Raw genomic sequence first — 10,222 nt, forward strand, 5'->3', positions numbered from 1 at the left:
AGCGGCCGATGGCGTAGGCCTGCATCAGGCGCGGCGTGGCCGCCGCGTGCAGCAGGCCGTCGGCATCGCGCGACGCCGCGGTCAATCTGCCCACCGACCATTCGGGCACTTCCTCGATCTGGTGCCCACGCTGGCGCAGCGCTACGATGACCTCGGCCCCGAAGCTCGCCTCCACCGCCAGATGCCCCGGCTTGCGGTCCCGCGGATAGAAGGACGTGGGGAAGTGCATGGTGTGGGACATGGGCAGGTCGATCGCTTCCTGCAGGTTCAGGCCGTGATGCACGTGGCGCAGGAAGAACAGCAATTGCCATTGCTCCTGCTGGTCGCCGCCGGGAGTGCCGAAGGCCAGATAGGGCTTGCCGTCGCGCAGCGCCAGCGAGGGCGTCAGCGTGGTGCGCGGACGCTTGCCGGGCGCCAACGTGCCGGGCAGTCCCTCTTCCAGCCAGAACATCTGCGCGCGGGTATTCAGCCCGAAGCCCAGCTCTGGAATCACCGGCGAGGACTGGAACCACCCGCCCGAAGGCGTGGCCGAGATCATGTTGCCCCAGCGGTCGATGACGTCCACGTGGGTGGTGTCGCCGCGCTTGGCGGAGGCGCGCATGTCGGCCAGCGTGGGCTCATTGGTGGCGCTGCCGGGCGCGGAGACCTTGGACAGGCGTTCCAGCGTGTCTATGACGCGCTTCACCTGTGCCTCGAAACCGGGCACCTGGCCGGGCAGCAGGTCCTGCGAGGCCGACTCGCCGATCAGCGCGCGGCGTTCGGCGTTATAGGCATCGGACAGCAGGTGGTCCAGCGGCACGTCGACAAAATCCGGGTCGCCGTAATAGGCCTCGCGGTCGGCGAAGGCCAGCTTCATGGCTTCGGTCACGCGATGCACGAATTCGGCGCTGGTCGGACTGACGCCGGCCAGGTCCATATCCTTGAGCAGTGCCAGCGTCTGCAGGAAGACCGGGCCCTGGCTCCAGGAACCGGCCTTGGCCACGGTGTAGCCGTGATAGTCGTAGGTAACCGGCTTGTCATAGCTGGCCGACCAGCCCGCCAGGTCGTCGGCGGTAATGACGCCCCGGTGGGTGGAACCGCTCTCGTCCATGACGTCGGTGTTGCGCGCGAACTTGTCGATTTCCTCGGCCACGAAGCCGCGGTAGAAGGCGTCGCGCGCCGCCTCGATCTGGCGCTCGCGGTCCGCGCCGGCGCTTTCGGCCTGCTGCAGCACGCGGGTCCAGGTGCGGGCCAGCGCCGGATTGCGGAACAGCTTGCGCGCCTCGGGCACCTTGCCGCCCGGCACGTAGACCTCGGCGGTCGTCGGCCAATGGGTCTGGAAGAAATCCTTCAGGCCCGCGATGGTATTGGAGATGCGCGGCATCAGCGCGTGGCCGTGCTCCGCGTAATAGATAGCGGGCTCCAGCACGTCGCGCACGCGCATGCTGCCGTGGTCGCGCAGCAGCAGCATCCAGGCGTCGAAAGCGCCCGGGATGACGGTGGCCAGCAGGCCGTTGCCCGGGATGAGTTTGAGGCCTTCGGCGCGGTAGCGTTCGAGCGTGGCGGCCGCGGGCGTGGTGCCCTGGCCGCACAGCACCTCGACGCGGCCGGTGCGCGCGGAATAGAACACCGCGGGCACTTCGCCCGCGGGGCCGACCAGATGGGGTTCCACCACCTGCAGCACGAAGGCTGAGGCGACGCAAGCATCGAAGGCGTTGCCGCCGCGCTCCAGCAGCGACATGCCGGCCGCGCTGGCCAGCCAATGGGTGGACGTCACGACCCCGAAGGTGCCGAGGATTTCCGGGCGAGTGGTAAACATGATGGTTCCTATGAGGGCTGCGGTCAGGCATCAAGCCGCTGAGACGCAGACACTTCCAATACGGCGAATACCAGGCGACGAAAAAGCCAAGCACGCCAGAAAGACCTACGGGCGCAATACTTCAGGGGCGCCGCGGATCCGGCTCCGCCGGTCCGCCTGCGCCGCTCCCTGGAGCCCGCGCCAGCAGGTAGGGGGAGCCTACTTTTTAGCGACAGTGACACCCTTCAGGCGAATCAAGCCATCCGGGTACGGTACAAAGCCTTCCAACTTCTTCTGCACGCCAAAGGTCCACGGCAGATAGAACAGGTAGACGATGGGACGCTGGTCCTGCATGGTCGCCAGCACCTGGTCATACATGGCGCGGCGCTTGGCGGTGTCGGACTCGGCGCGGGCGTCGTTGAGCAGCTTGTCGACACCGGCGTCGCAGAACTTGCCGTCGTTCAGGTTGCCCTTGCAGCTCAGGTACTGATGGATGTTGCCGCTGGGATCGACACGGCCCGACCAGCCGCTCTGCCCCACTTCGAAGTCGCCGCGCGCAAGCGACGATTGCAGCGACGCGAACTCCACCGGACGCAGAGTGATGTCGAAGCCTGCTTCGGCGCCCATGGCCTGCACCAATTCGAACACCTGCTGCATGGTGGTGTTGTTGCCGAAGGTGATCTCGAACTTGACGCGGTCAAAGCCCGCTTCCTTCAGCAGGGCCTGCGCCTTCTTGGGATCGCGGCCCTTGTGTTCGAAAGCGGTGTTGTAGGCGAAGCTGGCCGGCGGGAACGGCTGATAGGCGGGCTGGAACATGCCTTCGCCGATCACCTGGTTGAGCACGTCGCGGTCGATCGCGAGGTCCAGCGCCTGGCGCACGCGCTTGTCCTTGGCCAGCGGGTTGTTGGCGCGCGCGCCGTTGGCCAGGTTCACCGAAATGGCCTGGAAGCCCAGGCCGGTCACCGGCGCCAGGGTCAGGTTCTTGTCGTCCTTCACGGCCTTGGCATCGCTGGGCGCGACGCGCTCGATGATGTCCAGGTCGCCGGCGCGCAGGTTGTTCAGGCGCACGGTGTTGTCGGGAATCGGGGTGTAGACCAGGCGGTCGAAGTGATAGTTGGCCGCATCCCAGTATTTGGGAAATTTTTCGAGCACGATGCGGTCGTTCTGCACGCGCTCCTTGAACTGGTAGGGACCCGAGCACACCGGCTTGCCGCCGGGATCCTTGTCGAAGCTGGCGGGCGACATCATCATCCCGGCACGGTCCGACAGTTGCGACAACAGCGAGGCGTCGGGTTCGGACAGGTTCAGCACCACGGTGCTGGCGTCCGGGGCCTCGACGCTGGCGACGGTGGCCAGTTCGCTCTTGCGGTTGCTGTCGGGCAAGGTGCGGGCGCGGTCCAGGTTGGCCTTGACGGCCGCGGCGTCCACCGGCGTGCCGTCATGGAACACGGCATCCGTGCGCAGCTTGAAGGTCAGCACCTTGTGGTCCGGGCTGATGGTCCAGGATTGCGCCAGCTGCGGCACGATCTTCAGGTCCGGGGTGATCTCGACCAGCTTGTCGCACAGGGAAGCGAAGACGATGCGGCCCACGAAGGTGCGGGCGCGCACCGGGTCCAGCACGTCGGGGTCGTCCTGCAGGCCGATACGCAGGGTGGATTGGGCTTGCGCCAATCCGCTGGCCAGCATTCCCGCCATGGCCATGGCGAGGCAAAGTTTACGCATGAAAGATCTCCGTCGGTTCAGGTCGGCCTGGTTCCCCGCGCGGGCGCGCCGCCCGGCATGAGGGAACAGACCCGAGCCGTGCTGCATCCGGGTCCATCCCCCGCTGCGCACGTTCTTGTTGGATTCTGCGCCAGGCGCGCGGCGATTGTATAGAGCGGCGGCTGTCGTAAGCCTAAATGCCTGCCGGGCGGCCGCCTTGCGGACGCGCTTTCAGGGAATGCGGCAAGGCGCCGCGAAATCCACCGCGGCCTGGACCTCGGCGCGCAGCTTGGCGACCAGCGGCCGGGCGTCGTCGCGGCGGTACTGGAACGCGTAGGGCAAGGCCGCCAGGGGCATATCTCCTTCCAGCACGCGCAGACTGCCCTCGGCCTGTAGCGTGCTGGCCCAATGGCTGGGCAGAAGGCCGACGCCGGTGCCTTCTATGAGCAGGCCGACCACCGCCCCCCAGTTGTTGCAGCAGAGGCGTTCGCCAGCTGCCTCGCGGCCCGCCAACCAGTCATCGATGATGCGCGTGGTGCCGGCCCCCGCCGGCAGCGTCACCAGCGGCAGGCGTTCCAGCAGCGCGGGCGTCATGCGCGTGGCGCCGTCCAGCACGGCGGGCGCGGCGACCCAGGAGAACTCGGCCTGGCCTATGGAGGTGGAGGCGATATTGGGCCGCGAAGAACGGCCGGCGATCACGGCGAAGTCCAGCTCACCGTCGGCCACGCGCTGCTCCAGCACCTGGCCGATGTCCACATAGGGTTCCAGCACCAGGTCCGGATAGGCGGCGCGCACTCCCCGGATCAGCCGCGGCAGCCAGGTCAGCGCCGTCAGTTCGCCCACGCCGAAGCGGCAGCGGCCGCTGAGGCCCGCGCTTTGCGCCAGCGACGTCCGGATCTGTTCGGCCGAGGCCAGCAGGTCGCGCGCCTGCGGCAGCAGGCGCTGGCCGGCATCGGTCAGCGCGGCCTTGTGGCCGCTGCGGTCGAAAAGGGATAGGCCCAAACCTTCCTCGAGCTCGGTGATGCGCTTGGACAGCGACGACACCGACAGGTGCAGGCGCTCGGCCGCCACGGCGAAACTTGCGCAGGTGGCGGCCCAGTAGAAGGCTTCGAGTTGCTTGAGGGTCATGCCGGGATTGTAGGGGCGCCCGGCTGAGGGTCGCCCGGCATACGGTCTCCGCGGATTCAGGCGGCTTTCGGCATCAGCAAGTGCGCGGAAAACCGGAGGGTATCGATGGCGGCGCGGAGCATGCGCTCGACGCGCGGCCAGATATCGCCCTTGAGGCGATCGGACCAGCAGATGCTGTCAAACACCCCGTCGACCAGGGCGTGCAGATAGAGGTTGGACAGGCGCACGTCCAGCGCGCGCGGCAGGTCTTCGCGCTTGACCGCGGCGCGCAGCAGTTTCTCCGAGGTGCGCAGTGCGTGGCGCTCCCACAGGTCGCGGCGGCGCAGCAGGGGCGCGTTCTCGTCGCTGCGTTCGCATTTCAGATACAGGATCTCCAGCACGCGCTGCACCGAGCCTTCCTGAGCGTAGATCTGGATGTACTGCCGCATGGAGGAGTAGAGGGATTCCAGCGCCTCGCCCTCGGTCGACACCTGGGTCAGCGGCGCAGCCTCGCCCAGCGCGCGGTCGCACATGGCGATGCAGACGTCGATCTTGTTCTTGTAATGGCCGTAGACGGCGCCCCGGGACACGCCCGCATAGTCCGCAATGTCGCTCATGGTTGTGGCGGCCACCCCTTTGGACAGGAACACGTGCTCGGCGGCATCCAGGATGCGGTCGCGGGTGCGTTGGGACTCTTCTTTCGTCTTGCGGGCCATGCGGGGACCTCCTACTTAAAAATACGGTGGCAAAAAAACGGCGGCTTCCACACCGGAAGCCGCCCTCTCCACACACTGTGAATAAGTGTGTAGCGGGAAGCATACTTCCGAACAAAATAATTAATCAAGCGTGACGGATTAAATGATAGACTCGCTTCCCCACGCGGGAAAGTCGGCGCCTTTCCCCACCTCAGCCCTCTGCGGCCCCATCAGACAACTTTAAAAATGAAGCAAAGAGTCTCTCTACGCACGCTCGCCCTTTTTTCCGTAGTAATTCTTATTACCGGTTGCTCGAAACCGGAAGCCCAAACAGCCGCCGAGGCTCCCGCCGAAGTCGGCGTCATCGTCGCGGCGGCCACGCCCACCAGCGTCGCCACCGAATTGCCGGGCCGGCTGGAGCCCTACCGCGAGGCCGAGGTACGCGCGCGAGTGGCCGGCATCGTTACCGCGCGCCTGTATGAGGAAGGACAGGACGTGACGCGCGGCGCCGCCCTGTTCCAGATCGATCCGGCTCCCTTGCAGGCCGCCTACGATTCCGAAGCCGCGAACCTGGCGCGCGCGCAGGCCAACCTGTCCGCCGCCGCCGACAAGCTGCGTCGTTACGCCGACCTGGTGTCGGACCGCGCCATCAGCGAGCGCGACCACGCCGAAAGCGTGGCGCAGGAACGCCAGGCCCGGGCCGAGGTCGCCCTGGCTCGCGCCAACCTGCAAAGCGCCAAGCTGAAGCTGGATTACGCGCGGGTCACCTCGCCCATCGACGGCCGGGCGCGGCGCGCCCTGGTCACCGAAGGCGCGCTGGTGGGCGAAGGCCAGGCCACGCCGCTGACCGTGGTCCAGCAGATCGACCCGATCTATGTGAACTTCGCCCAGCCCGCCGCCGAGGTGATGCAGTTGCAGAAGCAGATCCGCGCCGGAGCCCTGGAAGGCGTGGCGCCGGACCAGGTGCAGGTGCGGCTGCTGCTGCCCGACGGTTCCGAGTACGGGCGCGGCGGCACGCTGTCGTTCGCCGACCTGGCGGTGGATCCGGGCACGGACAACGTCACCATGCGGGCGCTGTTCGAGAATCCGGGCCGCGACCTGCTGCCGGGCATGTATGTGCGCGTGCGGCTGGAGCAGGCGATCAACCGCGACACCTACCTGGTGCCGCGCAACGCCCTGCTGCGCAACACCGAAGGCGCGCACGTGCTGGCCGCGGGCCCGGACGGAGAACTGAAGAAGATCGCCGTCACCGCGCAGCGGCTGCAAGGCCCGTACTGGATCGTCACGCAAGGACTTGCCGGCGGCGAACGCATCGTCGTCGAGAACGCCGCCCAATTGGCGGCGGGCCAGAAAATCAAACCGGTGGAGCGGGCCACGCCCAGTGCGCAGGCCCCGGCCGCCGGCAACCCGGAGGCCGGCGTCCAGGCAAGGACGCCCGCCGCGGGCCAAAAAGGATAAACCGCAATGGCGCGTTTTTTTATCGATCGCCCCGTCTTCGCCTGGGTGATCTCGCTGCTGATCGTGCTGGTCGGCATGCTGTCGATCCGCGCGCTGCCGGTAGCGCAGTATCCCGACATCGCTCCGCCGGTGGTCAACGTCGGCGCCAGCTATCCCGGCGCCTCGGCCAAGGTGGTCGAAGAGGCCGTCACCGCCATCATCGAACGCGAGATGAACGGCGCTCCCGGGCTGATGTACACCTCGTCCAGCAGCGACTCGACGGGCTGGGCCAGCATCAACCTAACCTTCAAGCAGGGCACCAATCCGGACCTGGCGGCCGTGGAAGTGCAGAACCGCCTGAAGGCGGTGGAACCGCGCCTGCCCGAATCGGTGCGCCGCGACGGCGTGCGTGTGGAGAAGGCGGCCGACAACATTCAGCTGGTGGTGTCGCTGAAGTCGGACGGCGGCCTGGACGACATGCAACTGGGTGAGCTGGCCGCCTCCAACGTGCTGCAGGCCCTGCGCCGCGTGGAAGGCGTGGGCAAAGTGCAGTCCTTCGGCGCCGAAGCCGCCATGCGCATCTGGCCGGATCCGGCCAAGCTGACGGCCATGGCGCTGACCCCGGGCGACATCGTTTCGGCCCTGCGCAGCCACAACGCGCGGGTCACCATCGGCGAACTGGGCAACCAGGCCGTGCCCAAGGACGCCCCGCTGAACGCCAGCATCGTCGCCGGCGAATCCCTGCACACGCCTGAGCAGTTCGGCAACATTCCGCTGCGCGCGCAGCCGGACGGCGCCACCCTGCGCCTGAAGGACGTGGCCCGGGTCGAACTGGGCGGCACCGACTATATGTACCTGTCGCGCGTGAACGGCATGACCGGCACGGGCCTGGGCATCAAGCTGGCGCCGGGGTCGAACGCGGTGGACACCACCAAGCGCATCCGCGCGACCATGCAGGAGCTGGCCCAGTACTTCCCGCCGGGCGTGACTTGGGATATTCCGTACGAGACCTCCACCTTCGTGGAAATCTCGATCAAGAAGGTCCTGATGACCCTGCTGGAAGCCGTGGCCCTGGTGTTCTGCGTGATGTACCTGTTCATGCAAAACTTCCGCGCCACGCTGATCCCGACGCTGGTGGTGCCGGTGGCGCTGCTGGGCACGCTGGGCGTGATGCTGGGGCTGGGCTATTCCATCAACGTGCTGACGATGTTCGGCATGGTGCTGGCCATCGGCATCCTGGTGGACGACGCCATCGTGGTGGTGGAAAACGTCGAGCGCATCATGGCCGAGGAAGGCCTGCCGCCGCGCGAGGCCACGGTCAAGGCCATGGGCCAGATCAGCGGCGCCATCGTCGGCATCACGGTGGTGCTGGTGTCGGTGTTCGTTCCGATGGCGTTCTTCGACGGCGCGGTGGGCAACATCTACCGCCAGTTCGCCGTGACGCTGGCGGTGTCGATCGCCTTCTCGGCCTTCCTGGCGCTGTCGCTGACGCCCGCGCTATGCGCCAGCCTGCTCAAGCCCATCGCCGCGGGCCACCATGAAAAGCGCGGCTTCTTCGGCTGGTTCAACCGGGCCTTCGCGCGCCTGACCGCGCGCTACACGACGCGCGTCTCGGGCGTGCTGGCCCGTCCCGTGCGCTTCGGCCTGGCCTATCTGGCGGTGATCGCCGCGGTGGCGCTGCTGTTCGCGCGGCTGCCCTCTTCCTTCCTGCCGGACGAAGACCAGGGCAGCTTCATGGCCATGGTCATCCTGCCCCAGGGCTCGCCGCAAGCCGAGACCATGGCGATGGTGAAGGAAGTCGAACGCTACATGCTGGAGCACGAACCCGTCGAGTACGTGTATTCGGTCAACGGCTTCAGCAACTATGGCAGCGGGCCGAACTCGGCCATGTTCTTCGTCACGCTGAAGGACTGGAAGCAGCGCGGCGCCAGTGACCTGCACGTGAACGCCGTGGTGGAGCGCATCAACGCCGCCTTCGCCGACCGCAAGAACGTCATGGTGCATGCGCTGAACTCACCGCCGCTGCCGGACCTGGGCTCCACCTCGGGCTTCGACTTCCGCCTGCAGGACCGCGGCGGGCTGGGCTACGAAGCCCTGGCCCAGGCTCGCCAGCAGTTGCTGGCGGCGGCGTCGAGCCACCCCGCGCTTGCGGAAGTGGTTTTCGCCGGCCAGGAAGAGGCGCCACAGCTGGAGCTGCGCGTCGACCGCGACAAGGCCCAGGCCATGGGCGTGCCTTTGGACGAGATCAACACCGCGCTGGCGGTGATGTACGGATCGGACTACATCGGCGACTTCATGCTCAATGGCCAGGTACGGCGCGTAACCGTGCAGGCCGACGGCAAGAGCCGCGTCGACATGGCAGACGTGTCGCGCCTGCACGTGCGCAACCTGCACGGCCAGATGGTGCCGCTGTCGGCCTTCACCACCCTGAATTGGTCGATGGGTCCGCCACAGCTCAACCGCTACAACGGCTTCCCCTCGTTCACCATCAACGGCGCGGCGGCGCCCGGACACAGCAGCGGCGAGGCCATGCGCGCCATGGAGGCGCTGGCGGCGGAGCTTCCGCGCGGCATCGGCTTCGACTGGTCGGGACAGTCCTACGAGGAACGGCTGTCCGGCAACCAGGCGCCCGTGCTGTTCGCGCTGTCGGTGCTGGTCGTGTTCCTGGCCCTGGCCGCGCTGTACGAAAGCTGGTCGATCCCGCTGGCGGTGATCCTGGTGGTGCCGCTGGGCGTGATCGGCGCGGTGCTGGGCGTGACGCTGCGCGGCATGCCCAACGACATCTACTTCAAGGTGGGCCTCATCGCCACCATCGGCCTGTCGGCCAAGAACGCGATCCTGATCGTGGAAGTGGCCAAGGACCTGGTGCGCGACGGCCAGGGCATCGTGTCCGCCACGCTGGAGGCCGCCAGGCTGCGGCTGCGGCCCATCGTGATGACCTCGCTGGCCTTCGGCGTGGGCGTGCTGCCCCTGGCGCTGGCCACCGGCGCGGCCTCGGGCGCACAGGCAGCGATCGGCACGGGCGTGCTGGGCGGCATCATTACCGCGACGGTGCTGGCCATCTTCCTGGTGCCGCTTTTCTTTCTTATCGTGGGCCGCGTGCTGGGCATGCGCGTGCGCCCCTCGCGTCCAGAAGGCCGCGAAACGCTGGAGACCACGCCATGAAGGCTATGGCTATGACCCTGCTTGCGCTGGCCCTGGCCGGCTGCTCGCTGGCCCCAACCTATGAACGCCCGGCCGCACCCGTGCCGGGCGCCTACGACACGCCGGCCGCGGACGGACAGGCCGCCATGCCGCAGGATTGGCGCGACTACTTCTACGATCCGGCGCTGCAGGCCTGGATCGCCGCCGCGCTCGAAAACAACCGCAACCTGCGGGTGGCGGCGCTGCGCATCCAGGAAGCCCGCGCGCTGTACGGCGTGCAGCAGGCCGACCGCCTGCCGTCCATCGACGGCACCGGTGAATTCAGCCGCGGACGCGGCGCCGAGCCCGGCCAGCCGCGCAT

At 67.5% G+C, this 10,222-nt stretch carries 7 protein-coding genes; 3 read left to right on the forward strand and 4 right to left on the reverse strand.

Features of this window, described 5'->3' with window-relative positions:
• The 4 genes from VIR09_RS23165 to axyZ form a co-directional block, all read right to left on the reverse strand.
• Nucleotides 1-1,798 (reverse strand): gamma-glutamyltransferase family protein (locus tag VIR09_RS23165; RefSeq protein WP_332014977.1); only part of this gene is annotated, 1,798 nt, incomplete at its 3' end.
• A 198-nt stretch (nt 1,799-1,996) separates the two neighbouring features.
• Nucleotides 1,997-3,499, reverse strand: coding sequence for an ABC transporter substrate-binding protein (locus VIR09_RS23170; RefSeq protein WP_332014978.1), 1,503 nt, complete (start codon nt 3,497-3,499; stop codon nt 1,997-1,999).
• Nucleotides 3,500-3,709: 210 nt separating this feature from the next.
• Nucleotides 3,710-4,606, reverse strand: coding sequence for a LysR family transcriptional regulator (locus VIR09_RS23175; protein ID WP_332014979.1), 897 nt, complete (start codon nt 4,604-4,606; stop codon nt 3,710-3,712).
• A 56-nt stretch (nt 4,607-4,662) separates the two neighbouring features.
• Complete coding sequence (gene axyZ / locus VIR09_RS23180) at nt 4,663-5,301, reverse strand: multidrug efflux transcriptional repressor AxyZ (RefSeq protein WP_332014980.1); 639 nt, start codon at nt 5,299-5,301, stop codon at nt 4,663-4,665.
• 225 nt (nt 5,302-5,526) lie between these two features.
• Here axyZ and VIR09_RS23185 point away from each other — a divergent pair, with 225 nt between their 5' ends.
• The 3 genes from VIR09_RS23185 to VIR09_RS23195 all read left to right on the forward strand — a co-directional run.
• Complete coding sequence (locus tag VIR09_RS23185; RefSeq protein WP_332014981.1) at nt 5,527-6,738, forward strand: MexX/AxyX family multidrug efflux RND transporter periplasmic adaptor subunit; 1,212 nt, start codon at nt 5,527-5,529, stop codon at nt 6,736-6,738.
• 6 nt (nt 6,739-6,744) lie between these two features.
• The gene (locus VIR09_RS23190) at nt 6,745-9,882 is read left to right on the forward strand and encodes a multidrug efflux RND transporter permease subunit (protein WP_332014982.1); all 3,138 of its coding nucleotides are present in this window, start codon (nt 6,745-6,747) and stop codon (nt 9,880-9,882) included.
• On the forward strand, nt 9,879-10,222 hold a 344-nt coding region (locus VIR09_RS23195; protein ID WP_332014983.1), incomplete at its 3' end, for a TolC family protein. The genes VIR09_RS23190 and VIR09_RS23195, both read left to right, overlap by 4 nt.

The sequence above is a fragment of the Achromobacter sp. genome (assembly GCF_036567245.1).
In the GTDB taxonomy this organism is placed as follows: Bacteria; Pseudomonadota; Gammaproteobacteria; order Burkholderiales; family Burkholderiaceae_B; genus Achromobacter.